At 70.8% G+C, this 24,558-nt stretch carries 24 protein-coding genes; 12 read left to right on the forward strand and 12 right to left on the reverse strand.

Annotation, left to right across the window (positions count from 1 at the left end; translation table 11 throughout):
* The first annotated feature begins 8 nt into the window (after nucleotides 1-8).
* The 3 genes from VZL07_RS10580 to VZL07_RS10590 all read left to right on the forward strand — a co-directional run bounded on the left by VZL07_RS10580 (nucleotide 9) and on the right by VZL07_RS10590 (nucleotide 3,352).
* Complete coding sequence (locus VZL07_RS10580; RefSeq protein WP_426755371.1) at nucleotides 9-320, forward strand: 4a-hydroxytetrahydrobiopterin dehydratase; 312 nt, start codon at nucleotides 9-11, stop codon at nucleotides 318-320.
* Entirely contained in the window at nucleotides 317-1,606 is a 1,290-nt protein-coding gene (locus VZL07_RS10585) for a hypothetical protein (RefSeq protein WP_426755372.1), read from the forward strand. The genes VZL07_RS10580 and VZL07_RS10585 overlap by 4 nt, the downstream gene beginning before the upstream one ends.
* Before the next feature lie 405 nt (nucleotides 1,607-2,011).
* Nucleotides 2,012-3,352 (forward strand): hypothetical protein, encoded by a 1,341-nt coding sequence (locus tag VZL07_RS10590; protein ID WP_426755373.1) that lies wholly within the window; start codon nucleotides 2,012-2,014, stop codon nucleotides 3,350-3,352.
* A gap of 85 nt (nucleotides 3,353-3,437) precedes the next feature.
* On the opposite strand, the gene VZL07_RS10595 is transcribed toward VZL07_RS10590, so the two are convergent.
* From VZL07_RS10595 to VZL07_RS10615, 5 genes are all read right to left on the reverse strand, one after another.
* Complete coding sequence (locus VZL07_RS10595; protein WP_426755374.1) at nucleotides 3,438-3,818, reverse strand: cell envelope biogenesis protein TolA; 381 nt, start codon at nucleotides 3,816-3,818, stop codon at nucleotides 3,438-3,440.
* Nucleotides 3,819-3,996: 178 nt separating this feature from the next.
* Nucleotides 3,997-5,085 carry a succinyl-diaminopimelate desuccinylase gene (gene dapE / locus VZL07_RS10600; protein WP_426755375.1) on the reverse strand — a complete coding sequence of 363 codons (1,089 nt, stop codon included), beginning with the start codon at nucleotides 5,083-5,085 and terminating at the stop codon, nucleotides 3,997-3,999.
* Nucleotides 5,086-5,110: 25 nt separating this feature from the next.
* A complete protein-coding gene (locus VZL07_RS10605; RefSeq protein WP_426755376.1) occupies nucleotides 5,111-5,746 on the reverse strand; it encodes a cupin domain-containing protein in 636 nt (211 codons plus the stop codon).
* 58 nt (nucleotides 5,747-5,804) lie between these two features.
* Complete coding sequence (locus tag VZL07_RS10610) at nucleotides 5,805-6,629, reverse strand: 2,3,4,5-tetrahydropyridine-2,6-dicarboxylate N-succinyltransferase (RefSeq protein ID WP_426755377.1); 825 nt, start codon at nucleotides 6,627-6,629, stop codon at nucleotides 5,805-5,807.
* Between the two features lie 54 nt (nucleotides 6,630-6,683).
* Nucleotides 6,684-7,049 (reverse strand): hypothetical protein, encoded by a 366-nt coding sequence (locus VZL07_RS10615; protein ID WP_426755378.1) that lies wholly within the window; start codon nucleotides 7,047-7,049, stop codon nucleotides 6,684-6,686.
* A gap of 391 nt (nucleotides 7,050-7,440) precedes the next feature.
* Here VZL07_RS10615 and VZL07_RS10620 point away from each other — a divergent pair, with 391 nt between their 5' ends.
* Nucleotides 7,441-7,653 carry a hypothetical protein gene (locus VZL07_RS10620; RefSeq protein WP_426755379.1) on the forward strand — a complete coding sequence of 71 codons (213 nt, stop codon included), beginning with the start codon at nucleotides 7,441-7,443 and terminating at the stop codon, nucleotides 7,651-7,653.
* Between the two features lie 715 nt (nucleotides 7,654-8,368).
* Here VZL07_RS10620 and VZL07_RS10625 read toward each other — a convergent pair.
* The gene (locus tag VZL07_RS10625) at nucleotides 8,369-8,605 is read right to left on the reverse strand and encodes a SelT/SelW/SelH family protein (protein ID WP_225888260.1); all 237 of its coding nucleotides are present in this window, start codon (nucleotides 8,603-8,605) and stop codon (nucleotides 8,369-8,371) included.
* 188 nt (nucleotides 8,606-8,793) lie between these two features.
* Here VZL07_RS10625 and VZL07_RS10630 point away from each other — a divergent pair, with 188 nt between their 5' ends.
* Both VZL07_RS10630 and VZL07_RS10635 read left to right on the forward strand, forming a co-directional pair.
* Nucleotides 8,794-10,236, forward strand: coding sequence for a pyridoxal phosphate-dependent decarboxylase family protein (locus VZL07_RS10630; protein ID WP_426755380.1), 1,443 nt, complete (start codon nucleotides 8,794-8,796; stop codon nucleotides 10,234-10,236).
* A gap of 81 nt (nucleotides 10,237-10,317) precedes the next feature.
* Nucleotides 10,318-11,037, forward strand: coding sequence for a glycosyltransferase family 2 protein (locus tag VZL07_RS10635; protein ID WP_426755381.1), 720 nt, complete (start codon nucleotides 10,318-10,320; stop codon nucleotides 11,035-11,037).
* A gap of 39 nt (nucleotides 11,038-11,076) precedes the next feature.
* On the opposite strand, the gene VZL07_RS10640 is transcribed toward VZL07_RS10635, so the two are convergent.
* Both VZL07_RS10640 and VZL07_RS10645 read right to left on the reverse strand, forming a co-directional pair.
* Complete coding sequence (locus VZL07_RS10640; RefSeq protein ID WP_426755382.1) at nucleotides 11,077-13,176, reverse strand: cation:proton antiporter; 2,100 nt, start codon at nucleotides 13,174-13,176, stop codon at nucleotides 11,077-11,079.
* Between the two features lie 134 nt (nucleotides 13,177-13,310).
* Nucleotides 13,311-13,817, reverse strand: a complete 507-nt coding sequence (locus tag VZL07_RS10645; protein WP_426755383.1) for a hypothetical protein — start codon at nucleotides 13,815-13,817, stop codon at nucleotides 13,311-13,313.
* Between the two features lie 330 nt (nucleotides 13,818-14,147).
* Between VZL07_RS10645 and VZL07_RS10650 the strand changes: the two genes are divergently transcribed.
* The 3 genes from VZL07_RS10650 to VZL07_RS10660 all read left to right on the forward strand — a co-directional run bounded on the left by VZL07_RS10650 (nucleotide 14,148) and on the right by VZL07_RS10660 (nucleotide 18,104).
* Nucleotides 14,148-16,037: a hypothetical protein gene (locus tag VZL07_RS10650; protein WP_426755384.1), complete on the forward strand. Its 1,890-nt coding sequence runs from the start codon at nucleotides 14,148-14,150 to the stop codon at nucleotides 16,035-16,037.
* Between the two features lie 314 nt (nucleotides 16,038-16,351).
* Entirely contained in the window at nucleotides 16,352-16,903 is a 552-nt protein-coding gene (locus VZL07_RS10655) for a putative ABC transporter permease (RefSeq protein ID WP_426755385.1), read from the forward strand.
* Nucleotides 16,904-17,069: 166 nt separating this feature from the next.
* Nucleotides 17,070-18,104, forward strand: a complete 1,035-nt coding sequence (locus tag VZL07_RS10660; RefSeq protein ID WP_011556714.1) for a rod shape-determining protein — start codon at nucleotides 17,070-17,072, stop codon at nucleotides 18,102-18,104.
* A 154-nt stretch (nucleotides 18,105-18,258) separates the two neighbouring features.
* On the opposite strand, the gene VZL07_RS10665 is transcribed toward VZL07_RS10660, so the two are convergent.
* A complete protein-coding gene (locus tag VZL07_RS10665; protein ID WP_426755386.1) occupies nucleotides 18,259-18,993 on the reverse strand; it encodes a glutathione S-transferase family protein in 735 nt (244 codons plus the stop codon).
* Nucleotides 18,994-19,977: 984 nt separating this feature from the next.
* On the opposite strand from VZL07_RS10665, the gene VZL07_RS10670 reads away from it, so the two are divergent.
* Complete coding sequence (locus VZL07_RS10670; RefSeq protein WP_426755387.1) at nucleotides 19,978-20,229, forward strand: DUF378 domain-containing protein; 252 nt, start codon at nucleotides 19,978-19,980, stop codon at nucleotides 20,227-20,229.
* 237 nt (nucleotides 20,230-20,466) lie between these two features.
* On the forward strand, nucleotides 20,467-21,390 hold the full coding sequence (locus VZL07_RS10675; RefSeq protein WP_426755388.1) for a bestrophin family protein: 924 nt from the start codon (nucleotides 20,467-20,469) through the stop codon (nucleotides 21,388-21,390).
* Nucleotides 21,391-21,426: 36 nt separating this feature from the next.
* Here the strand turns inward: VZL07_RS10675 and VZL07_RS10680 are convergent, their stop codons facing one another.
* Together VZL07_RS10680 and VZL07_RS10685 are read right to left on the reverse strand one after the other, a co-directional pair.
* On the reverse strand, nucleotides 21,427-21,801 hold the full coding sequence (locus VZL07_RS10680; protein WP_426755389.1) for a VOC family protein: 375 nt from the start codon (nucleotides 21,799-21,801) through the stop codon (nucleotides 21,427-21,429).
* A 97-nt stretch (nucleotides 21,802-21,898) separates the two neighbouring features.
* A complete protein-coding gene (locus tag VZL07_RS10685) occupies nucleotides 21,899-22,705 on the reverse strand; it encodes a helix-turn-helix domain-containing protein (RefSeq protein WP_426755390.1) in 807 nt (268 codons plus the stop codon).
* 53 nt (nucleotides 22,706-22,758) lie between these two features.
* Between VZL07_RS10685 and VZL07_RS10690 the strand changes: the two genes are divergently transcribed.
* Nucleotides 22,759-23,157: a hypothetical protein gene (locus VZL07_RS10690; RefSeq protein ID WP_426755391.1), complete on the forward strand. Its 399-nt coding sequence runs from the start codon at nucleotides 22,759-22,761 to the stop codon at nucleotides 23,155-23,157.
* A gap of 41 nt (nucleotides 23,158-23,198) precedes the next feature.
* Here VZL07_RS10690 and VZL07_RS10695 read toward each other — a convergent pair whose 3' ends face one another.
* Nucleotides 23,199-24,491: a type I restriction enzyme HsdR N-terminal domain-containing protein gene (locus VZL07_RS10695; protein ID WP_426755392.1), complete on the reverse strand. Its 1,293-nt coding sequence runs from the start codon at nucleotides 24,489-24,491 to the stop codon at nucleotides 23,199-23,201.
* Between the last annotated feature and the right edge of the window lie 67 nt (nucleotides 24,492-24,558).

Below are 24,558 nucleotides of genomic sequence, written 5' to 3' on the forward strand. Positions count from 1 at the left end.
AGGCGGCCATGGCTTCCAAACCCACGCTGCTCGCACCCGAGGCGCTCCAGTCCTTCCTCTCGCAGCACACCGAGTGGAAGCACGAGGGCGGGATGATTCGCCGCACCTACGAGGCCCCCAGCTTCCTGGCGGGCATCGCCTTCGTGGAGAAGGTGGCGCAGGCCGCGGAGAAGGCGGACCACCACCCGGACATCGACATCCGCTGGCGGAAGGTGACGCTGGCGCTCGTCACGCACGACGCCGGGGGCCTCACCGACCGCGACACGGCCCTGGCCGCCGAGGCGGACCGCCTCTTCTCGGAGGTCGCGCGCGCGCAGTGAGCACGTCCGGCTGGGTGGCGCGTCTCGTCGGACGCGGAGGCGGGGGGTGGTGGGCGCTCGGTTGCGCGTGGGTGCTGGGCACGGCGCCAGTGGCGTGGGCCCAGGAGACACCGCCGCTGGAGCCGCGCCCGGAGCGTCTGTATTTCAACCCCGGCTCGCTGCTGGGCTCGGCGCGCATGGTGGCGCTGGGTGGCGCATACGTGGGCATCGCCGAGGGCGCCGCGGGCCTGCCCAGCAACCTCGCGTCGCTGGCGCACCGGGGCCCCGCGCTGGAGAAGGACTGGGATTTGGGCGTCACCCTGTCCTGGTTGGATTTGCCCTTCACCGGCACGCGCAAGCGCGACGTGGACAACGACGGGCGGCCCGACGAGTCCCAGGACAGCCGACAACTCCTGGGCGGCCTGCTGCTCCAGTACAAGCGCTTCGGCATCGGCTTCGCCATGCGCAACAGCGTGGTGTCCTACTGCGCCACCGCCGCGTGCGCCGGCCCCAGCGAGCGCATCCGCGTGTCCCTGACGCAGTCGGTGCTGGCGGGCGCCATGTCCTTCGGCCAGGACGACTTCATCCTCGCGCTGGGGCTGTACGCGGCGCAGGCCTCCTTCCGGCTGGACTCCGGCGGTACGGACCTGCGCTACGGCGACACGGGCGTGGCGGTGGACATCCTGTACCGGCCCCATGGGCGCCCGTGGCGCCTGGGCGTGACGGTGCGGCCCGAGGTGGTGGCGGACTGGCGGCGGGAGGCGGACCAGGTGCCGGAGCTGGCGGGACGCACGCTCTTCGGCGCGGTGGTATCGCCCGCCGTGCTGTCGGTGGGCGCGAGCTGGCGCTTCGGCGAAGGCGCCGAGCGCTACAACCGGCTGTCCCCCGCGGCGCGGCGGCACCTCCTGGTGGAAGGCGATGCGCTGCCGGTGCCCCCCGAGGAGCCCCTGGACGCCCCGGCCGGGCGCTGGCTCATCAGCGCCCAGGTGGACCTCATCTCCAGCGTGGACAACGCGGTGCCCGCGCGCACCTTCGCGTCCACGGCCGAGGAGGAGACGGTGGGCAAGGGCTCCGCCTTCGCGCCGCGCATCGGCGTGGAGCACGACACGGTGCCCGGGATGATTCGGCTGCGGGCCGGCGCGTACGCGGAGCCGTCGCCCTTCGACAACCGGCGCGCGCGCCCCCACGTCACCGGCGGCTTCGAGGTGTTCGTCTTCCGCTACTGGGAGGACTGGTCGGTGACGGCCTCCTTCGACCTGGCGCGCCGCTACACCAACGTGGGCCTGTCCGTGGGCTTCTGGCGCTGAGGCCCAGTGACGGTCAGGTGCCCCACCAGGGCACCGCGCATCCATGACTGGGCAACGTCGGCTCCACCCGCGAGGCCCTGCTTCCCAACGTCCCGGCAGCGGCGCCGCGCATCCGGGCGGGCAGGCAGGCAGACGCCCCAGTGGGTGTTGCTGACACAAACGCGCATGCCGACCCTCCCCTGGGCGGAGCGGGGGGACTGCATGCATCCAGGGTGGCGTTGGGTCCGGACCGTCGTGAGCGCGGCGGTGTTGAGTGGGGCGGGGATGTGGATGGGCTGCGGCGGTGGAGGGAGCTCGAGCGACCTCCCAGGGGAAGCGCCGTGCGAGGAGACCCCGACCGGGGAATGTGTCGCGCCCCCTTCGGAGGCACCCGACGAAGAGACGCCTCCCGAGGAGCAGCCGTCCGTGCCACCGCCTCCGCCGCGGCCACCGCTGCCGCCCGCAGGCCCGGGCAGCACGCTCTGGCTGCGGTTCGAGGGCACGCCCCAGGACGACCTGGCGCTGGACGCGGCGGTGGACGCCAGCGGCGACATCCTCACCCTGTCACTCCAGGACATGGATGACCTGGACAGCCTTCAGCCCACGGATGACCGGGCGAAGCTGGTGCTGACGCGCCGCTCGCCGACGGGCGAGACGCGCTGGCAGAAGCCTTTCGACGTGAGGGCCCTGGCGACGCCGCCGGAGCTGCGCGCGTTCGTCCAGGGCCGCGTCGCGGCGGACCCTGCGGGAGGCATCGTCCTCGCCGGCACCGCCGAGGGCATCGTGGACTTCGTCACCCACAAGCTGGGCGATGGCCCCTTCATCGTCCGGATGGACGCGGACGGCAACGTCCTCTGGGCGAACCCTCTCGGCGGCGCCGGCCTCACCGTGGCGGACCTCGCCGTGGACGCGCAGGGGCGGACGTGGGTGGCCGTCAACGCCCCCGGGGCCACGGACTTCGGCAATGGGGAGACGGGCTCGGGCGCGATGGTGGTGACGTACTCGCGCGAGGGCATGGCCGAGGCCGTCCTGCGCGTGGGCGAGCCCCAGGGCGGCGGACGCGTGGAGCTCACCACGATGGCCCTGGATGATGCCGGACGCATGGCGGTGGGAGGCCGCTACGAGGGCGCCGTTCGCTTCGGCAGCCAGCAGGCGAGCGCCGCGCAGGAGGGCAGCCCGTTCATCGCCTTCTACCAGCAGGGCGGGCTGACCTGGACCAAGGCCCTGGGCCAGGCGAGCGGCACCGTGCGGGACGTGGGGCTGGACGGCGAGGGCACGGTGGTGGCCACGGGCCCCTTCCTGGGCACGGTCCGCTGGGGAGACGCGCAGGTGCCGGGCCACGCCTTCCGAGAGACGGCGTTCGTCGTCTCCGCGAAGGCGGCGGGCGAGGAGACATGGGCCAAGGGCCTGGGAGACGGGCTCCAGGTGGACTCACTCGTGCTGGAGCCCTCCGGGGAGATGGTGCTCGCGGGCTTCACCTACAACCGCATCGAGAACGGCGTGTCGGGGCAGGACGGCCTGGGCTCGGCGCAGCCGGTAGCGCTGCGCTACGACGCGGCGGGCGGCTGGCTCCACACGCAGATGTACCTGTCGGACCCGCCCCAGCCCCGGGGCGAGCTGTATGGCCTGGAAGCCATCCCCTACGCGGGGCTGCTGCCGGACGGTGACGTTGTCCTCTTCGGCCACACGGACCGGCAGACCGACTTCGGCACCGGGCGCCAGAGCACCTCGCGCGGCGACGTCTTCCTGCTGCGCATGAAGCGCTGAGCTGAGCGCCCAGGGCCTCCGGAAAGCACCAAGGGCCATGGGGTGGGTTGCCCCCATGGCCCTCGTCGCAGGTGCCGTGCGTGGCTCAGCGGCGCGTCGTGCGGCGCGTGGACGTCTTCCGGGCGGCCCCGCGCGAGGCCCCCCGCTTCGCGGTGCCGCGGGTGCCCGTCTTGCGAGCCGTCCTGCCCGCCGTGCCCGTCTTCCGCGGCGTGGCCTTGCGCGCGCCGCGGCCGGTGGCGCGGGAAGGTGACTTGCGCGTGGCGGACTTGCGGGTCGCCGTCTTCCCGCGAGCAGCTGTCTTGCGAGTGGTGGCGCGCTTCACGGACGCCTTGCGCGCGCCCTTGCGCGCCCCGCCCGCGCTCTTGCGCTTCGCCGTGGCGCGGCGCCGCTTGGGCGTGGGGCTCGTCTCGGCCGGGGTAAGGGTGACATCGTCGGTCGGCTGCGGATTGACGGACTCGTTCGTCATTCAGTCGGCTCCGGTAAGGGGAGACTGCAGGCGATGCATGAACAGGGTACGCCCATGCACGCCAGGACGTGTGCGGTGAAGGCACGCAGATGAACGACAGCGGACGAATGCCCCGTGCGAGCGCGCGGCGCGCCTGCCCTGGAGGGCAGGGTCTCCGCGCGCCTCACCGCGGGTCGCGTCAGCTCGCGCCCTTGAGGAAGGCGGCGAGCTTCTCGTACGCATCCGCGAGCGGCGCGATGGGCGCGCTCTCGTTGGCCTGATGCGCCTGGGCCGTCTCGCCGGGCCCGAAGTTGACGGCGTCCACGCCCCACTCGCCGAAGCGGGCCACGTCCGTCCAGGCCTGCTTGGAGGCCGCGGGCAGGCCGGTGAGGGCCATCAGCTGCTGGTACAGCGGATTGCCCGCCACCACCGGGCCGCTGGGCGACGCGTCGATGAACTCCACCTCGGCCCGGCCGTCGACGAGCGCGAGCACGTCCGCCTTCGCCTGCTCGATGCTCTTGCCCGGCGCGAAGCGGTAGTTGAGGTTCAGCTCGAAGGCCTCGGGGATGACGTTGCGCGCGCGGCCGCCCTTGGCGAGCGTGGCGTTGATGACCTCGTAGAAGGGGAAGCCCGCGACGTTGACCTCCACGCGCTGGCGCCCGAGCAACTCCGTGAGGAACGGGCCCGCCTTGTGGATGGCGTTCTCCCCCTGCCAGGGCCGCGCGGAGTGCGCGCTGCGGCCGGTGAAGCGGACGGTGACCTGCATGGAGCCGACGCAGCCCACCTGCACCACGCTGTCGGTGGGCTCCATGGCGATGCCGAAGCGCACCTTCGCCAGGTCCGGCCGCTTCTCGAACAGCGGGATGAGGCCGCTCTCGGCATAGGCGCCCTCCTCGCGCTCGTAGAAGAGGAAGGCCAGATTCACCGGCAGGGTGTCGCGGCGCAGGTCCTCCGCGAGCGCCATCATCACCGCCAGGCCGCCCTTCATGTCGGAGGCCCCCAGCCCGAAGACGCGCTCACCCTCGATGCGCGCCTCGCGGCCCGCGTCGCTGGGATGCGGGGGCACGGTGTCCAGGTGCCCGATGAGGGCCACCGTGGGGCGCGCATCCTCCAACCGCCCGAGCAGCAGCGTGTGACCGACCCGGAACACCTCCTCCGGCTTGAAGTGCCGGCGCGCCCAGCGCTCGACATGGTCGGCGATGGGTCCTTCCTGGGTGATGGGGCTGGAGATGCGGCACAGCTCGAGCGTCAGACGAGCCAGCCGCGCGGCGAGGTCGATGGAAGCCATACGCCTTCCACCATAGCGCCGGGCCTCAGGACTCCGCGAACGCTTCCTCGAAGCGCGTCGTCCCCTCGAGGACGGACGCACAGAGGCAGGGCGGACCTTCGGGCAGCGCCGTGAAGCCATGAACACTGCCGTCGGGCTTGTCGAGCGACTCGCCCGGCCACACCTCGTGTCCGTCGTCCTCGCGGAAGCCCCCCTCCAGCACCAGGCTCCATTCGCGGCCCTGGTGCGCATGGCGGGGGTAGCGCACGCCCGGGTGGAGCCGGAGGATGGCCGCCATCATCCCTGCGCGGGCGGGGCCCGGCTCCACCGGCATCAGCTCCGAGCCCTCCACCGGCCCCGGCATCCACGCCTCCGGGTCGCACACGCGCGCCAGCAGCGCCAGCGCCTGCTCCCGGGACAGGTCGAAGAAGGCAGCCACGGCTTCCGCGAAGCGGACGAGCCGTCCGGGGCCTTCCATCTGGTCCATCAACCGCGCCAGCGGCTCGGGCGGCGGCACCACCAGGGACGCCAGCGCCGCATGCGTGGACACCAGCCGGTCCGCCGCCGCCCTGCACCGGCCACAGGCGGCCAGGTGCTGCTCGACCGCATCCCGGGCGGGCCCCTCCAGCATGCCCAGGGCCCACTCGGGCAGCAGGTCGTCCAGGTGGTGCGCGATGCTCACGTTCCGTCCCTCACACGCGCTCTACGGCGTGCGTGCCCCGCTGGATTTCATGTGCGGCTCACACCGCCACCGCGAAGTCGCGGAGCGCGGCATTCAGGCTGGTCTTCTGGTCCGTGGACTTCGTCCGCTGGCCGATGATGAGCGCGCACGGCACCATGTACTTGCCGGCCGGGAACTGCTTCTCACGCATGCCCGGAATCACCACGCTGCGCGCGGGGACGCGCCCCTTGTAGATGCGCTCCTCGGGGCCCGTGACGTCGATGATGGGCGTGGACGCGGTGAGCACCACGTTGGCGCCCAGCACCGCCTCCTCCTCCACCACCACGCCCTCCACGACGATGGAGCGGCTGCCCAGGAAGGCGCCGTCCTCGATGATGACGGGCGAGGCGGAAGGCGGCTCCAGCACACCGCCGAGCCCCACGCCCCCGGACAGGTGGACGTGCTTGCCCACCTGGGCGCAGCTGCCCACGGTGGCCCACGTGTCCACCATGGTGCCCGCGCCCACGCGCGCGCCGATGTTGACGTAGCCCGGCATCACCACCGCGCCCTTCTCCACGAAGGCGCCGTAGCGCACCGTGCCCGGGGGCACCACGCGCACGCCGGCGGCCTCCAGGCCCTTCTTCAGCGGCACCTTGTCGTAGAACTCGAAGGGGCCCACCTCCATCACCTGCATCTCCGACACCGCGAAGAACAGGAGGATGGCCTCCTTCACCCAGGCGTTGACCTTCCAGCCGTCCGCGCCCTTCTCCGCCACGCGGAGCTCTCCCGCGTCCAGGCGCGCCAGCGTCTCGCGCACGGCGGCCACGTGGGCCGCGTCCTTCAACAACGTCCGGTCCGCGAACGCGGCGGACACCCTCTGGGACAGCTCTTCGATAGGCGCCATGGCGGCTCCTTGAAGCACAAATCCGCGCGCCGCGCCGCACCTGGTTTGAGGGGCTCAGTGGGCCACGGGCTCCTCGGCCACCGGGGCATCCCCATCCAGCGCGCCGCCCCCGTGCGACGTTCCATCCAGCTCGGCCAGCGGCATCGTCTGCGTGGGAATCTCCGCGTGTGCGCCCCTGTCCGCGGCCACCACCCGGCCCGGCATCTGTCCCTCCAGCAGCACCGCGCCGCGGGAGACGTGCCGGACGCGTGACAGCGGGTACTCCGTCCAGCGCCGGCTGAAGGGCCAGCGCCGCGCGTAGAAGTGCTCCTGACCGATGAGGGCCACGTAGCCCAGCATCGCACCGCTCTCGTCTCGCACCCGCAGTCCACTGGTGAGGGAGCGCCGCTCGTAGGGCGACGCGATGGTCGGCCATGCCATGGGTGACACCTCCTGTGCTCTCAAGCTGGGTGCCCCTGACCGCCTCGGGGAGCCGCCCCCGGGCGCCGGACGTCCGCCCGCTCCCCTGCCTCCCTCTGCAACCCGCGGTGAAACATCCGTTTTTCTTGGATTTTCCGGGCAACCTTCTGGCCGGCTTGCCGCGTCCCTCGTTCCCCCATGGAGGGCTCATGAGCACATCCCCCGCGCGCCCGTGGTGCCACGCCCTCGCGGTGCCCGCACTGTCCACCGTCGGCTGCTAGGGCCAGGCGTCGCTCGACGTGCAGGGCGTGCCCATGATCGGCAGCCTGCCGGACTCCGGCACAACCCGAACCCGTCGCCCGTCCAGCAGGACGGCTCGCTCCGGTGCGACCTGGACAGCGTCCCCGCCAGCGTGACGTTCCAGACGGTGGCGGCGGACTTCGCGCGGGTGATGCACCCGGCCATGGTGCGCGAGGTGCCCGGCTGCATCTCCTGCCACGGCACCACGCACGGCCGCCTCTTCACGGTGAGCAGCAACGGGATTGAGACGTTCTACTCGCTGCGCGCGGCGGGCTTCCTGTCACCCGAGTCCGGCTCGCTGCTGTTGACGTACATCAAACGGTAGACGGAGCCCACCGCAGTCCCAGAAGGCGCCACCCACAGGCGCTACGACCGTGGGTGGCGCTTTTTCGTGAGTCATCACGTCAGAAGATGCCGAGCGGGAGACCCTCGATGACGGGCGTGACGGGCGTGTTCCTCCCGTTGATGCGATAGACGACCATCACGTGCTTCGACATGAGCCGTCCCTGCTTGTTCGGGATCTCCAAGCAGCAGGCCTGCAACCACGCCCCCTTGAGCCTCCAATCATGACACTGCTTGTTCAGTCCATTTGACTGAACTGGCCGATGCGGGGGCAGGCTCCGGGGTGAGCCGAAATCCTGTTCCAAGTATCGACGCACGCTCGCCAGCGCCTCCGCGCAACTCCCTTGCTGGACTGCGGCGATTGCACCGACGCCCGCGAGCTCCATCTCCCCTGAGAGCCAGTAGGTCAGCTTGCCCTCATACGTGCCCAGCGAGACCTTTGTCCCGAACTTCGCGACCTCGGAGTGAGGCGTTCCAGGATGCAGCCGCGCAAAGACAGACTTCTCCGTCGCTACCGGCCGCGCAGCCATCAGGAGAGCAACAACACCCAGAATTCGCGCAGCCCTGCTCGGTGCAGCCATTGAAGCTCCCCCATATCGCGCGGCCGGCGAGCCTCTCTCAACAACAAGGCTCGCCGTGAGGCCTACCTGCGCCTCGTCCGCCCAGCATCGCACGAAGCGACAGAGCCAACCCGCCCGCTACCGCCCCAGCACCTTCGCCACCGCGTCCACCACCTCGTGGTCCGTGGGGAATGCGAGTGACGCCTTCCGGATGACGACCTTGCCATCCACGGCGACCTCGTAGCTGCCCGAAGGGCCTGGCAACAGCTCCGCCTCTACATCCAGCTCATCCTTCAATGCGGCCGCCGCACGGGCGGCCCGAGGCCTGTAGCCTCAAGCGGTACAGTAGGTAATCGTCACCTTCGGGTCGGCCATGGCCAGCCTCCTCACGTGAGCGGGGCACACGGCATGCGTGCCCGATGAGCAAGATTAAGTGCGCGCCGCCACCACACGCCACCCTGCCCGCTCACTTGCCCCCTTTTACCCAGGGTTCTCCGCACACCCGGTAACGGACGAAGGGGTCATTCCGCGCTCGCACCGGCACGGCTAGGGTCCGCCGCGCCATGACGGATTTCCGAGAGCGAATCGCCGCCGTCTACGACGCCGAAGCCTTCCGCCGGGAATCCCACCGGCTGATGGACACGCTCGCGGACTACCTCGCGCAGACCACTCGCGCCCAGGGTCCGGTGCTGCCCTGGGCCGCCCCCGCGGTGAACGTGGACCGCTTCGCCGCCGCGTTTCCCGAAGCGCCCACAGGCGACTTCGCCGACCTCATCGCCCGCGTGCTCTCCGGCTCCAACCACCTGCACCACCCGCGCTACGTGGGCCACCAGGTGACGGCCCCCGTGCCGCTGGCCGCGCTGTGCGACGCCGTGTCGTCCCTGCTCAACAACGGCATGGCCGTCTACGAGATGGGCCCCGTCTCCACCGCCATGGAGCGCAACGTCCTGCGCTGGATGGCCGCGCGGCTCGGCCTGCCGGAGACGACCGACGGTGTCCTCACCTCCGGCGGCTCGCTGGGCAACCTCACCGCCCTGCTCGCCGCGCGGCAGGCCAGGGCCGGCTACGACGCGTGGAACGACGGCGCCCACGCGGGCCCGCCCCTCACCGTGCTGGCCCCGCAGACGACGCACTACAGCCTCGCCCGCGCCACCCGCATCATGGGCTGGGGCGAAGGCGGCGTGACCCCCGTCGACGTGGATGAACAGTTCCGCCTGCGCCCCGAGGCCCTCGACGCCGCGCTCAAATCCGCCACCCGCGCCGGACGCAAGGTCATCGCCGTGGTGGCCAGCGCCGGCTCCACCGCCACCGGCGCCTTCGACCCGCTGGAGCCCGTGGCCGACTTCTGCCAGCGCCACGGCCTCTGGTTCCACGTCGACGGCGCGCACGGCGCCTCCGCCGTCCTCAGCCCCACCCACCGTCACCTCGTGCGAGGCATCGACCGCGCGGACTCCGTCCTCTGGGACGCGCACAAGGGCCTGCTCATGCCCGCGCTGGTGACGGCCGTCCTCTTCCGCGACGGCGCCCGCTCCTTCGAGGCCTTCTCCCAGGAGGCCAGCTACCTCTACCACGGCGACACCGAGCGCCCCTGGAGCGACATCGGCCTGCGCACGATGGAGTGCACCAAGGAGATGATGGCCCTCAAGGTGTACGCCTGCCTCGCGGTGCTGGGCACGCGGCTCTTCTCCGACGCGGTGACGGAGTCCTACGAGCAGGCCCGCCGCTTCGCCCAGCGCCTCTCCGCCGCCGGTGACTTCGAGGTCGCCGTGCCCCCCGAGTGCAACATCCTCTGCTTCCGCCACACGCCCGCGCACGTGCCCACGGAGGAATGGGACGCCCTCCAGACACGGCTGCGCGAGCGGCTCGTCACGCGTGGGGACTTCTACCTGGTCCAGACGAAGCTGCCCCGGGGCGTCTACCTGCGCGTCACCCTCATCAACCCGCTCACCACCGACGCGGACCTGGACGCGCTCATGGAGGCGCTCCGGGCCGCGGCCCTCCGCTGAACGCAGCGCCTCACTCCGCGCGCACCTTCGGTGCCAGAAGGTCGCCCCGTGACGCAAAATGCGGTACAGCCGCAAAACGCCATGCTCGTCTCGCTCGTCATCCCCGTCTACAACGAGATTCCCACCCTCGCGGAGCTGCTGCGTCGCTGCATCGCCGTCGACTTCCCCAAGGAGCTCGTCCTCATCGACGACTGCTCGAAGGACGGCAGCCGCGAGTTCCTCCGCCAGCTCCAGGAGCAGGGGGTGGACCTGCTGGGCGGCACGCCGCGCAACCGCAACGAGGTGCGCGTCCTCTTCCAGGAGAAGAACCAGGGCAAGGGCGCGGCGCTGCGGCGCGGCTTCGCCGAGGCCACCGGCGACATCGTCATCGTCCAGGACGCGGACCTGGAGTACGACCCGAACGACATCCCCAAGGTCATCCAGCCCATCATCGACGGGGACGCGGACGTCGTCTTCGGCAGCCGCTTCACCGGCACGCCCCGGCGCGTCCTCTATTACTGGCACACGGTGCTGAACAACGTCCTCACCACGCTCTCCAACATGACGAGCGGGCTGAACCTCACCGACATGGAGACCTGCTACAAGGCCTTCCGCGCCGAGGTGCTGCGCTCCGTGCAGGTGGAGGAGGATCGCTTCGGCTTCGAGCCGGAAATCACCGCCAAGGTGGCCCGCGGCCGCTGGCGCGTCTTCGAGGTGCCCATCAGCTACCACGGGCGCACCTACGAAGAGGGCAAGAAGATTGGCTGGAAGGACGGCGTGCGCGCCCTCTACGCCATCGCCAAGTACAGCGTGAAGCGCTAGCCCACCGGGGGCGGCGCGAAGGCCGCCCCCGTAGGTCCGTTACACCTGGGCGCCCGTCGGCTCCTGGGCCACTGCGGGCAGGGGCGCGCCGGTCAGCAGGCTCTTCGCCGCCTCCACCGCCTCGTGCGTCCCCGTCAGCGCCAGCACGTCTCCGGGCTGGAGCACCTCCTGCGCGGAGGGCACGGACACGCTCTCATCCCCACGCCGGATGGCCAGCACCGTCGCGCCCGTGAGGCCTCGCAGGTTCACCTGCGCCAGCGTCTTGCCCGCCGCGGGGCTCGACGCCTCCAGCCGGACGGGCACGGGCTCGCCCAGGCCGGGCAGCACCTTGGAGACGTGGTCCAGCGCGTGCTCGTCGGCGCCCTGCTCCTTGGAGTGCGACTGCGCCGCCAGGGCCTCCACGATGACCTGCGCGCCGGCGCGGACGTGGCCGTGCAGGTTCGTGGCCCCGCGCCAGAACGTCACGCCCAGCGCGCCAATCAGGGCCAGCACCACGAGGGGCCCCATGGCGCCCCGGAGGAACGGCTGCGTAATCGCCACCACCGGTACGCTCACCAGCAGGATGATGCACAGCTGCAGCGTCACCAGCAGCACCCGCCGGGGCGCCGCCGCCAGGTCCACCCGTCCATCCTTCCTCGCCGGCAGCGCCGCCTCCGCCAGCTCTTCCCCCAGCCGGCGCGCCACCTGCACCACGCCCACCAGGAAGGGAATGGAGAGCAGCATGGCCACGCCGATGATGATGTAGCGCGACAGCTGGTCGTCGATGCCGAGCTGCGCCTCGATGACGGAGGCCAGCCGGCCCGCCATCAGCGACGTGCCAATCACCAGGACAATCAGCAGCACCGCGTCCAGCAGCAGCAGCCGCGCCAGCCGCCGCACCCCCGCGCCGAAGGTCTGGCGCCGGGGCGCGTCCCGCAGCTTCTCCACCCAGGTGCCGTACAACGTCACGAACGTCTGCAGCGGCTTGGGCAGCTTGCGGTCCACGTAGCTGGCCACCGGCCCCGAGACGCGAATCAGGAGCGGCGTGGTGAGCGTCGTAATCGCGGAGACGGCCACCGCCACCGGGTAGATGAAGTTACCCGTGGCCTTCAGCGACAGCCCCAGGCCCGCGATGATGAAGGAGAACTCGCCAATCTGCGCCAGGCTCATGCCCGCCTGCACGGAGGTGCGGGTGCTGTGCCCCGTGAGGAACGCGCCCAGCGTCACGCTGAAGAGCTTGCCGACGATGACCACGGCCGTGAGCACCAGGATGGCGGCCCAGTGCTCCGCGATGAGCGCCGGGTTGATGAGCATGCCCACCGACACGAAGAAGATGGCCGCGAAGATGTCCTTCACCGGCTGCACCAGGTGCTCCACCACCTTCTCCTCGCCGGACTCCGCCACCAGCGAGCCCGCCAGGAAGGCGCCCAGCGCCACCGAGTACCCGAAGGCCTGCGCCAGCAGCGCCACCGCGAAGCAGATGCCCACGCTGGCCACCAGCGTCGTCTCCGGCCGGTTGAGCTTCACCACGTAGCGCACCGCGCGGGGGATGGTGAACAGCCCCACCACCACCAGCCCGACGAGGAACGCCACCAGGCGGCCCGTCGTCAACGACAGCTCGCCCAGGGACAGACCGGTGCCGGAGGAGATGGCCGTCAGCGTCGCCATCAGGAGGACGGCGATGAGGTCCTCGACGATGAGCACCCCCACCACCAGCTCCCGCAGCCGGCCGCGGATGTTCTGCTCGTCGAAGGCCTTGGCGATGATGGTGGTGCTGGACACGGCGATGAGCGCGCCGGTGAAGAGGCTCTCCAGCGTGGTCCACCCGAAGGCGCGCCCCACCACGAAGCCCAGCCAGATCATGATGCTGCACTGGATGACGGCGGTGACGCCCGCCGTGGGCCCCACGGCGAACAGCTTGCGGATGCTGAACTCCAGCCCCAGCGAGAACATCAGCAGGATGACGCCCAGCTCGGAGAGCGTCGTCACCACCTCCGGGTTGGCGACGAGCGGAATCGGCAGGTACGGGCCGACGACGAGGCCGGCCAGGATGTAGCCCAGCACCACGGGCTGGCGAAGCTTCTGAAAGAGGACCGTCGTCACGGCCGCGACGCACAGGACGACGGCAATGGCTTGGAGGACCTCGTGGGCTCCATGCATCGGTACACCTCGAAAAACCCAGCAGAAGATTGAGGTTCAGACCGGCCCGGCGACAGAGGCCGGGCCACGCATCGTGCGGAACGAAACGGTGGGAGCAGGCGCGTCACCCGCCGGGCCGAATCGGAGCACCGTCTTCAGGCGCGCGCGGGGGGACCGCGCAACGACTGGGTGACGAGCTTCGGGCGGTCACCGGCGTCGCCTCCGGACACTGCCCGGGCCGCGGAGCGCAGCTGCCGGACGGTGGCGGTGGCAACGGCCTGCTGCCGTTCTCGAGCCTGGCGGTGCGCCTCGTGGAGCCCCAGGTGGCAAGCCTCACGGCCACGGACCAGCGAGGGCTTCGTCACCCCCACACCCCCGGCGTTCATCACCAGGGCCCAGGTGCCGGCGCCAACGCCGGCCAGGCGCCCGCAGCGCCACTGCCGGGGACGCTTGCCCGCGAAGGCCACGCCACCGCGGTCCACCCGCGCGCCACTCCCCTCTCCGGAGCGGACGACCACGGACACCTCGGAGGCGTCCGCCAGGCCCAGGGCGCTGCTCCACGACACGGACGCAAGCGCCGTGCCCAGGGCCAGGACCAGGAGCAGCCCGTGCGCGCGTCGCCCGGGGACGGATTGCGATGATGTCGGGCAGGCGGAGCGCATCCGCTTCTCCTGTATTACGCGGGTGCACCCCAGTAAAGCGGTCCCCCGCGTTGGGAAAACGCCAGACCCGGGCCTGGCGGCCTGATTTCTCCCGCGCCGACGAAACTCTTCCGCCTCATTTCCTGAGAATCCTCGCAGCCCTCACCCTACCCGCTCTTTTTAAGGAGCAGGAGGTCTCCGTGCCTGCTTTCGCGACAGACGCGGCCGAGGGCTCTGGATGGCTCACCGCGAGGTTCCGTCCGGCACCACACCCCTGTAGCTGGCACGCACCGCGTCCTGCCCGCCCCCGCGAAGCAGGAAGGGCCGTGCCCGTCTGGAGAAGGAACCCCCATGGGAATCGGTCGATTGATTGGTGGCGCGGCGGATGCCGCGAAGCGGGCGGCGGAGGCGGCGGCGAAGCGGGCAGCGGAGGCGGCGAAGCGGGCAGCGGAGGAAGCGGCGCGCAAGGCCGCCGAGGCCGCGCAGCAAGCGGCGGCCAAGGCGCAGGAGGCGAAGGAGAAGGTCTCCTCCGCGGCGGCGGAGCGGGCGCGGGACGTCTTCGAGGGCGCCAAGGACAAGGCCGGTGAGGCCGTCGGCGGGGTGGCCAATGCCACCCGGAACGTCGTGGGCGGCGTGGCCGACACCACGCAGAACGTGGCCAGCGGCGTGGCCAACACCACCCGGAACGTCGTGGGCGGCGTGGCCGACGCGGCGGGCGACGCGCGCAACGCCGCCGGTGACGTGTTCGAGGCCGGCCGCACGGCGACCCAGCGCACGCTGAACGCGACCGGCGCCGCGGCCACCGCCACGGTGAATGGCCTGGGCGATGTCGTCCAGGAGACGGTGAGCCGGGCGGGTCCGGTGCTCGACCAGGCCACCGACATCGCCGCGGACGGCCTGGACCTGGCGGGCCGCGCCATCCAGGACATGCCCGGGCCCACGCCCCTGCAGGGCATTGGCAACGACATCATCGGCGGGGCGCTCCAGGGCGCGGCCGACGTGGTGCGCGACCCGGTGGACACGGCCCGGGCCATTGGCGATGCCGTCAACCTGAACCGGCAGGTGGAGCAGCTCAAGCCGGGTGAGAGCACCTCCATCAGCCTCTACGCCGAGGCCAACGGCGCCACGCTGGCCGGCAAGGTGAAGGGCACCCTGGGCGTCAGCCGCAGTGCGGAGGAGGGCGGCGGGTACACGGTGTCCGTCACCGGCGAGGTGGGCGCGGGCGTCGCCGCCAAGCTGGGCGCCAAGGGCGCGGCGGACGTGGGCGCCGAGGCGTTCGGCACCGCCGGGGCCACGGTGGAGTTCAAGTTCGACACCGCCGAGGAGGCCCAGCGCGCCACCCGCATCATCGCGGCCTCCACCGCCACCGCGGGTGCGACCGCCAGCAACCCCGTGCTGGGCGCTGGCGTGAATCAGGTCCTCGGGGACCCGCTGTCGGACCTGGCGGGACTGAAGGACAACATGAGCGCCGTGGAGGTCAAGCTGGGCGCCGAGGCCAGCATCAACGCCGAGCTGGGCCTGAAGGGCCTGCCGGAGGTCCTCAGCGCGGGCGCCGGCGCGGGTGCCGGGGTGAACCAGAGCACCACGGCCCGCATCGAGATGGAGGACGGCAAGCCCCAGAAGCTGACCCTCAAGCAGAGCCTCGAAATCAACGGCAACGCCAGCGCGTCCGCCGGCGTGGGCATCCCCGGTGGGGATGTGTCCCTGCCCACCAACGCGTCCGCGGGCGTGGCCGGCTCGCTCGGGGTGGAGCTGGAGCAGAGCGTGGAGCTGCCCGAGGGCTTCAGCCCGGGTGACTTCCTCCGGGACCCGAAGGGCACCGCCCGTGAGCTTGGCGCCAGCGTGCGTGACACCCACGAGGCCAAGCTGACGCTGACCGACTCGCGCCAGGCCAACGCCTCCGCGCTGGGCCTGGGCGGCGCGACGGGCCGCGAGGTGAAGGCGGAGATCAGCGGCAACATCAACGACATCGCCACCAGCGGCGCCTTCGGCAGCATCGCCCGGGGCGACGTGGGCCAGGCGCTGGAGCAGCTCGAGGGCAAGGTCGACATCAAGGCCACCGTCCAGGACAAGCACAAGGTCACCGGTGACCTGGGCGTGGGCGTCCACGCGGGCGTGGGCGGCGGCGAGGTGGGCCTCTCCACCGAGCGGACCTACGTGGGCGAGGAGAAGGACCTCAGCGCGGCCCAGCTCGCCGAGCTGTACCTCACGCAGCGCTGGTCGGCTGGCATCCCGGGCTGACGCGAGGACAGCCGGCTGGGCCGCATCGGGTCGACGTGCGCGCGGCGCGGGTCGGCCGGCAGCTTGGACTGACGCAGCGCCCCGGCCCGCCCCCCTCGGGCGGGCCCGGGGTGTGGGCGGGTGGGCCTGGGCAGGCGCCTGCCCCGCGCGCCCCCAGCGCCGCCCACACCGGCGGGGCCCCGGAGCTGAGCCCGGGCCGCCCTCCCGCACCTGGGACAGGCCCTTCGTCCGCCATGGCACAGCCGCGGCAGGCAGCCGCCACTGGACTCATGGGCGGGAGTGCCCCTTCTGCGGGGCAGCCTTACCTTTGCGAGGTGCTTTCAAGATTCCTCGTCTATGGGTGTGTGGGCTGGGTGCTGGAGGTGATGTTCACCGGCGCGGGCGCCGCGCTGAAGAAGGACCGCAACGCCACCGCCCGCACCTACCTGTGGATGCACCCCATCTATGGAGGCACCGCCCTGGCGCTGGAGGAGGTCTCCGCCCGGCTCAAGCCCCTGCCCCGGCCGCTGCGGGCGCTGGCCTACACGGGCCTCATCTTCGGGGCGGAGTACGGCACGGGCTGGCTGCTGAAGCGCCTGCTCGGCCGCTGCCCGTGGGACTACGCGCCGCACAAGTGGAGCGTGCACGGCCTCATCCGGCTGGATTACGCCCCCGCCTGGTACCTTACCGCCCTGCTGTTCGAGCCCGTGCGTGACACGCTGCTCCACGTCACCAGCGAGGCGCTGCGCCAGACGCCCGAGTACCGCGGCGCCGAGGCCCAGGGGACGCTGCCGCCCACGGCGCTGCCCGAGGAGAAGCCGCTGGAGGCGGGCCTGGTGGCCACGCGCTTCGAGGCCGCGCAGTCCGAGCCCACGCCCATTCCCTGAAAGCCCGGAGGGCGCCTGCGTCCGATGGCCGACTGCCCTCCAGGCTGATGTGAATGCCGCTACCGGCTTTTCTTCCTCCGTGCTGCGTCGCGTAGTACCTTCGGGCGCGTCTGCCCCCGCTGTGACGGGGAAATTCCGCCGACCCCCCGAAAGTTCCCGCCCCCGTATGTTTGACTGGCTTCACACCCTCTTCTCGCGTGACCTCGCCATCGACCTCGGCACGGCGAACACGCTCATCTACATCCGCGGCCAGGGCATCGTCTCCAACGAGCCCTCGGTGGTGGCCGTCCAGCAGGACGCGCGCGGGGGCAAGAAGGTCCTCGCGGTGGGTAAGGAAGCCAAGGAGATGCTCGGGCGCACCCCGGGCAACATCGTGGCCATCCGTCCGATGAAGGACGGCGTCATCGCGGACTTCGAAATCACGGCCGCGATGCTGCGCTACTTCATCCAGAGCGCGCACAACCGCAAGACGCTGGTCAACCCGCGCATCATCATCGGCATCCCCTCCGGCATCACCGAGGTGGAGCGCCGCGCGGTGCGCGAGGCTGCGGCCAACGCGGGCGCCCGCGAGGTCTACCTCATCGAGCAGCCCATGGCGGCGGCCATTGGCGCGGGCCTCCCGGTGACGGAGCCCAGCGGGAACATGATAGTGGACATCGGCGGTGGCACGTCCGACGTCGCGGTCATCAGCCTCGCCGGCATCGTGTTCGCCAAGAGCGTGCGCATCGGCGGCGACAAGCTGGACGAAGCCATCATCCAGTACGTCAAGCGCAAGTACAACCTGCTCATCGGTGAGCGCACGGCGGAGCTCATCAAGATGGGCATCGGCACCGCGTACCCGACGGACGAGGTCATGACCATGGAGATCAAGGGTCGCGACCTGGTGGCCGGCGTGCCGCGCACCCTGACGGTGTCCAGCGACGAGGTGCGGGACGCGCTCGCCGAGCCCGTCAATGGCATCGTGGAGGCGGTGAAGCTGACGCTGGAGCGCACCCCGCCCGAGCTCGCCGGCGACATCGCCGACCGCGGCATCGTCCTGGCCGGCGGCGGCGCGCTGCTGAAGAACCTGGACACGCTGCTGCGCGAGGAGACGGGCCTGCCCGTGTTCCTCGCCGAGGACCCGCTGTCCGCCGTGGTGATTGGCGCGGGCAAGGCGCTGGAGTCGCTCGACATCCTCCGGCAGGTCTGCCAGCCGGGCTGAGCGCTCTGCTCGGCCCCCTGGCTCAACGGCGCCGCCTCCCCGAGGCTGGCGCCGTTTTGCTTTTCAGGGCGCCACGCGTGCGCGCCTCCGGGGACCTCCGCAGCGGCGGCGAGTGCCTGGGCCCGCGGGGCATCCACCTTGCGCAGGGGCCCCCTCAGGGACGGCGGTGCTTGGCGTAGAGGCCGTCCCGCCACGCGAGCAGGTCCGGGAAGCGGGCGGCGAGCGCCGTGTCGGTCCACACCTCGCGGGTGCCGGGCCCCAGCGGGAGGTAGCGGTCGTCCACTGGCCGCACGAACTGGAGCATCACCGCGGCCGTGACGTCCGCGTAGCTGAAGTGCCCGAGCAGGTATGGCTGGCCGCCCAGCGACTCACGCAGCCGCTCCAGCGTGGGGATGACCGTGTCCCGGGTGGCGGCATCGAGGTCGGCGGGCGTCGTGTGCTTGCGGGCCACGAAGCGCGCGCCCAGCTTCGCCGAGGGCGCCAGCAGCGAGCGGAGCCCCTCGGGGAGGAAGGCGGGGAGGCTCTCCGCCTGGGCCTGGCGGTTGTGGAGCAGCCCCGCCACCACCTTGGCGCGCGCCACGCAGAGCACCTGCTCGCTGTCGGCCTCCCAGCGCTCGATGGAGGGCAGGTCCTGAGCGGAGAAGAGCGGCTCGCCCTGGCCCAGCTCCTCGGCGCGCCTCGCGATGGCGAACGAGCCCGAGAAGGCCTCGCCCTCATCGAACAGCAGCGGCACGGAAGGACGCGCGCCCCGTGGCGTGCGCCACCGCAGCACCGGCTCCCCGATGAGCGGCAGGTGCTCACGGTAGCGATAGGCGACGCGGTGGTGGTCCAACGCCCAGCGGGCCTTCTCCGTCCAGCCCGAGTAGCTGAGTCCATAGAGTGTGCGCATGCCCTCCGGGACACTACGCCCGAGGGCATGCGCGACTCCAGGACCGCGGACGACTCATTCACACACACCAGCGCTCGCGCCTGGCGTCATGTCCTCCGCCAACGGATGTCGATGTTCTTCACTTGCGCTCACGTCTGGCTTTGCCCCTGGAGCACCACCAGAGACTGGGAACGCTGCATCGCGCATGGCGCACACATCTGGAGTTCCCGGGCAATCTGCATCCCCATGCCTCCGGGGTCGTCCTTCCACTTCCTGCGCCCGCCTTCGACCGCGCGCTGGCAACTCGGACGGGCGGGGAACCGGGTGAGCCGCGAGGCCACGGTGACGCGATGACTGGGCACACGAGGACCGACGGACTGCTGACACGACTGGCAACGAAACATCGAAACAGCCATGGCACGACAAGCCCACGGGGTGGCTGAAGTCCCGCGGAACGGGTGGACCGGCCGCGAAAGACGGCCGGCAATACACCGACTGCGCGCACGCAAATGGCAACGCAGCCGGAGCTGGGAGGCGGGCCCTCCGGGGCCTCGCAAGCACGGAGAAGTGGTGACGACACGAGCCGCTCACGCAGTGCTGCCACGAGGGGCTGGCGCTGGGATGCTGCTGCTCAGGCTGTCGAGGAGGTCACGCGAGAGGCGCTGCGGCGCCACGTCGAGAGGATGCACGCAAAGTAGACGCGCCGCGGGCCTGGGTCAAGCAGCAGAGGGCCGGGCGGACGTGGCCGTCCTCGCTGGCTCATCGTGGAGCACCTGCGCGGCGGCAAGCTCGCTGAGGTGCTGGGAACGGGCAATCCCGCTGCACCGCACGGCAACCAAAGCGCCGAGCCGAACAAACAGCGCGGCAGGAGTAGCCAGGACGCTGTCGCGCAACACCTTATCCGAGAGGCATCACCCACCCGCCCGGGTGGAACACACCTAGCCAAGGATACGAGCCATGGAACGAGCGGAAGCGGACCGAACCAGAGGAGGGCTCGCCAAGGCGATGGCCGTCCTGACCATCATCGGCGCCATCAACTGGGGCCTGATTGGCTTCTTCAACTGGAACCTCGTCAACGCGCTGTTTGGCGGAGAGACGCGAACGGCGATGAGCGCCCTGAGCCGTCTCATCTACTCCATCGTGGGACTTTCGGGTGTGGCGCTGGCGCTCACCTTCCCGTGGCGCCGGCAGCTGGGGGCGACGACCACGCCCAGAACGGACATGGGGATTCATCGCAGAACCGAAGTGCGCCCCTGACTCCGGCGGGCCCCCATGCGCAGGGGGCCGCGGAGTCGGCGCGCTGGGGCTCCGTCCGGCCCCGCGGCACAGCGATGCAGCCTCGGCCCGCCGAGGGCCGAGGCCCCCGGGGGGCACCGCGCTTACCAGCGAACCCACTCCCCCTAATCGTCGGGGGCGGCGGGCGTGAGGAGCGCTTGCGCCCCCTGAACAATTGGAGCAGGAGAGCGCGGGAGCGCTCCAGCCACCGCCCCGCCCGTGATTGTTCGTCCTCGCCTCAGCTCGCTCCGGCTCCTCTTCGTCCTGCGCGGGACCATCCTGCCGCGCGTCCTGCCCCACGTCCTGGCCATCGCGGCGCTCTCCGCGCTCGTCGTCTGGGCGTTCCGGCAAGGTTATCTGCGCCTCCAGGTGAGCTCCCCCGCGCCGCTGTCCTTGCTGGGCATCGCCCTGTCCATCTTCCTCGGGTTCCGGAACAACGCCAGCTACGACCGCTGGTGGGAGGCCCGGAAGCACTGGGGCGCGCTCATCATCGAGCTGCGCTCGTTCTCCCATGAAGCCATCGCGTTGCTGAGCGGGGACGACAGCGGAGCGCAGCAGGCGATGCGCCGGCTGGTGCGGCGGAACATCGCCTTCGCCCACGCGCTGGCCGCGCACCTGCGCGGGCACGACGCCCGGGAGGACCTCATCCGCCTCCTGCCGGAGCCGGAGGCCTCACGCGTCCTGGCCAGCCCGAACCGTCCCAACGCCCTGCTCCGCGAGCAGGACCGGGAGCTGGCCGCGCTCCTCCGGGAGAAGCAGCTCACCGACATCACCTGGAGCGAGCTGCGCACGCGCGTCCATGGATTGCTGAGCATCCTCGCCGCATGCGAGCGCATCCGCTTCACGCCCCTGCCCTTCACGTACACGGTGCTGCTGCACCGCACCGCCTACCTGTTCTGCTTGCTGCTGCCCTTTGGCCTCGCGGAGGCGCTGGGCTGGTTCACGCCCGTGCTCGCGGCGATGATTGCCTACACCTTCTTCGGGCTCGACCGACTGAGTGACGAACTGGAGGAGCCCTTCGGGACGGAGCCCAACGACCTCCCCTTGCTGGCGATGGCGCGCACGGTGGAGATGAACCTGATGGAGGCGCTGGGCGAACCGCAGCCCGAACCCCTCCAGCCGCGGGACTTCGTCCTCGAGTAGGCCCTCGTTCCCAGGGAGCCGGCCGCCGGCCCCCGCTCACTTCGTTTCGAGCACGGACAGCACATTGCCCGAAGGGTCCTTGAACCAGGCGATGGGCGGCCCCCCCGAGTCCCGGACGATGCCCTTCTCATCCGCGTTGAAGCCATCGTACCGCTCGAAGCGCACGCCGCGGCTGACGAGCGCGTCGACGGCCTTGTCGATGTCGTCCACGGGGAAGTTGAGAATCGTGAACGTCGCCGGCGTGTGGTTGTCCTTGGGGTACACGAGGACGTCCGTGTCGCCCGCGAGGTGCAGCGTCATCACGCCGTCCGACGCGGACACCTTCAGGCCGAGCGTCTCACCGTAGAACTTCCGGGCCGCCGCAACGTCCTTCACCGAGAAGCCGCTGAACGCCTTCGTGTCTCCGAACATGCCTGCCTCCCTGGGCGGATTGCCGTGCCCTGTGGCTCCCCATCATGTGGCCATGAGCAGAACCGGGCGCAATGACGCGGCCTGAGGGGAATACCCCTCACATCGGATGGAACTGCTCGATGGTGATTTCCTCCACCAGGGCGTCCTGGGGGGCACCGAAGCTGGTGAGCGTGGTGTACCAGCGCGTCGTCGCCCCATCCCGGGTGAAGGTCACCGGAAGCAGCACCGAGCCGGCGTTGGCGGGCCGCAGCGCGGTCAGCGGCTCGACGCCCGGTTGCGCCAGCACGCGTGCCAGCACGGACGCCACGGGGGAGCGGGGGCCCCGCATGCGCGCGCCCTCCCGCAGCCGGTGAAGCAGGTAGCCCGCGACCTGCTCCCAGTTGTCGATGGCCGAGCGCACAGGCCCTGGCATGAAGACCAGGTCCAGCAGGTTGACCGTCCCCAGCGCCTCGCGCGGCTGTCCCATCATCGCGAGCGCGCCGGGATTCGCGTCGAGCACCGTGAAGGTGGAATCCAGCACGAGGGCGGGGTACGGCTCATGCGAGGCGAGGATGAGTCCGGCCGCCCGCCGGACCTCCGCCAGCTCCTCGCTGTGCCAGCCGCGCTCGCCGAACTGCGGCGCGAACCCCGCCGCCACCAGCAAGGCGTTGCGGTCTCTCAGTCCCAGTCCCAGCGCCTCGGCCAGCCGCAGGACCAGGTCCTGGCTGGCCCCGGAGCGCCCCGACTCCAGGAATGACAGGTGGCGCGCCGACACCTGCGCATCCAACGCCAGGGCCAGCTGGCTCTTGCCGCGCAGCGTTCTCCATTCCTTGAGCAGCGGTCCAATCATCGCCGTGTCCCTTTCGAGCCCAGACTGCCCCAGCCCGTGACGCGGGACGATGACCTTCGAGGTAATTGAGAACATTCCCTGCCAGGAACACTGTGCTCCCGTACCCACCACCCACACGGAGAGCCCCGATGCTCGCTCACTTCCTGCGCAACCCCCGTTTCGTCTACCGGTTCGACGGCGTCGCCTCGCTCGGCCTGGGCGTCGCGTTGATGCTGCTCGCCCCCATGCTGACCCAGATGGCGGGATGGACGCTGCCTTCCAGCTTCCTCTTCGGTGTCGGCGCCTTCCTCCTGCCATGGGCGGCGTTCAACTTCTGGGTCGGACGCAAGCAGCCCGACATGGGCGCGGCCCTGGTCCACGTCCTCGTGGACGCGGCCTGGGTCATCGGCAGTGTCCTGCTCGGGGTCCTGCACGCGAAGGACCTCACCGCGCCTGGCTTCGCGCTGATCGCCGGGCAGGCCCTCGCCGTGGCGTCGGTCCTGGCACTCAAGGCCGCGGGCCTCGGCGCGATTCGCGCGGCGGCCTGAGCCCGTGACGACGCGCGCAGTATCCCCCGCGCAGGAAGGCGTCAGCCCGTGATGACCTTGAGGGCGGGCTTCGACTCCTCCTGCGCGGCGGGCTCCGGCGTCGCGGCCTCGTCGCGGACCGTCTTGGACAGCTCCAGGCTCCGGGTCACCAACGCCTTCAGCGCCCAGATCTGGGGCACCGACTCGATGAAGACGCGGCTGGTGCCCAGTCCCGCGGGCGCCGCCTCCACCTCGAAGCCCGCGGCAATGGCCCGGGCTTCCTCCACCGGCACCCAGGTGACGATGCTCTTGCGCTTGCCATTGCTGAAGAACCGGGCGAACCACTTCGTGGGCCGCTTGAAGGACACGTTGAAGTAGGACGCCGTGTCCCGATAGAGGATGTCCTCGGCGGCGGCGCCATTCTTGACGCAGATGTCCCGCACCACGCCGAAGAACTCCAACTCCGTCTCGGTGGTCTCCACCGCGGCGCGGCCCTTCTCGTCTCCGGTGGTACGAGCGTCCGCCTCGAAGGGCTTGGGCGAGTCGGGCTTCACGACATTGGCGCCTTCCTGCGCGGAGGCGGGCTCCGCGCCCTCGTTGAGCCGCTGGATGCGCTCCTTGAGCTTGTTCAGGAAGTCGTCGCCCATGACCCGCAGCAGCGTCGGCTCGATGGCCTCCTTCGCGACGTCCGCGAGCCGCTCCATCACCGCGGTCGTCCGCTTGCCCTTGTAGATGTCCTCGGTGAGCCAGCGGAGGAAGGCCTCGTGCTCGCCGGGAGCCTTCAAGGCGGCCGCCAGCTTGTCGATCATCCCCTGCCGGTAGCGGCTGTTCTCCGCGTCCGTAATCAACGTCGTCGCGTTGAAGGCGTCCCGGCTGAACTTGGAGAGGAACTTCGCCACCTTCGCCCAGTCCGCCTTCGTGTCCTCCAGGGAGAACGTGAAGAAGGGCTCCGGGTCCATGACGTTGGGGTTCTCCAGGTCTCCGAAGAACAGGTAGTGGCACCCATCCGTGATGATGCCGAAGTGGAGCTCCGGCAGCTGCGACAGGTAGCGCGCGAGCTGCTGGGCCCGCGCCTTGAGGTCGGTGCCCAGGGGCTTCGTCTCGATGACCATCAGCGGCTTGGTGCCCGTCTGGTCGAAGATGGCGAAGTCCATGCGGTCCGGCAGCTTCTTCCCGTCGCCCTGGACGAAGTCCGCCGTGTACTCCAGGCGAACCTCGCGCGGGACGCTCGGGTCGTAGCCGAGGCTCCGGATGAAGGGGACGACCAGCGCGATCTTCGCGGTCTCCTCATTCGAGATGAACGCCTTGTTGTCCTGATAGCGTTTGACCAGCTCCAGCAAATGGTTCGCGTCCACGGAACGTCCCCCTGCCCGGGATGCGATGGGTCCGGGCGCGAGCAGGATTTCAGGGCGCCGTTCCCCG

Source organism: Pseudomyxococcus flavus, assembly GCF_050038885.1.
Taxonomy (GTDB): domain Bacteria; phylum Myxococcota; class Myxococcia; order Myxococcales; family Myxococcaceae; genus Myxococcus; species Myxococcus flavus.

Coding starts and splice junctions, on each gene's coding strand:
- VZL07_RS10580 (WP_426755371.1), top strand. CDS start 9: ATGGCTTCCAAACCCACGCTGCTCGCACCCGAGGCGCTCCAGTCCTTC.
- VZL07_RS10595 (WP_426755374.1), bottom strand. CDS start 3,818: ATGACGAACGAGTCCGTCAATCCGCAGCCGACCGACGATGTCACCCTT.
- dapE (WP_426755375.1), bottom strand. CDS start 5,085: ATGGCTTCCATCGACCTCGCCGCGCGGCTGGCTCGTCTGACGCTCGAG.
- VZL07_RS10610 (WP_426755377.1), bottom strand. CDS start 6,629: ATGGCGCCTATCGAAGAGCTGTCCCAGAGGGTGTCCGCCGCGTTCGCG.
- VZL07_RS10615 (WP_426755378.1), bottom strand. CDS start 7,049: ATGGCATGGCCGACCATCGCGTCGCCCTACGAGCGGCGCTCCCTCACC.
- VZL07_RS10630 (WP_426755380.1), top strand. CDS start 8,794: ATGACGGATTTCCGAGAGCGAATCGCCGCCGTCTACGACGCCGAAGCC.
- VZL07_RS10635 (WP_426755381.1), top strand. CDS start 10,318: ATGCTCGTCTCGCTCGTCATCCCCGTCTACAACGAGATTCCCACCCTC.
- VZL07_RS10640 (WP_426755382.1), bottom strand. CDS start 13,176: ATGCATGGAGCCCACGAGGTCCTCCAAGCCATTGCCGTCGTCCTGTGC.
- VZL07_RS10645 (WP_426755383.1), bottom strand. CDS start 13,817: ATGCGCTCCGCCTGCCCGACATCATCGCAATCCGTCCCCGGGCGACGC.
- VZL07_RS10650 (WP_426755384.1), top strand. CDS start 14,148: ATGGGAATCGGTCGATTGATTGGTGGCGCGGCGGATGCCGCGAAGCGG.
- VZL07_RS10660 (WP_011556714.1), top strand. CDS start 17,070: ATGTTTGACTGGCTTCACACCCTCTTCTCGCGTGACCTCGCCATCGAC.
- VZL07_RS10665 (WP_426755386.1), bottom strand. CDS start 18,993: ATGCGCACACTCTATGGACTCAGCTACTCGGGCTGGACGGAGAAGGCC.
- VZL07_RS10670 (WP_426755387.1), top strand. CDS start 19,978: ATGGCCGTCCTGACCATCATCGGCGCCATCAACTGGGGCCTGATTGGC.
- VZL07_RS10680 (WP_426755389.1), bottom strand. CDS start 21,801: ATGTTCGGAGACACGAAGGCGTTCAGCGGCTTCTCGGTGAAGGACGTT.
- VZL07_RS10685 (WP_426755390.1), bottom strand. CDS start 22,705: ATGTTCTCAATTACCTCGAAGGTCATCGTCCCGCGTCACGGGCTGGGG.
- VZL07_RS10690 (WP_426755391.1), top strand. CDS start 22,759: ATGCTCGCTCACTTCCTGCGCAACCCCCGTTTCGTCTACCGGTTCGAC.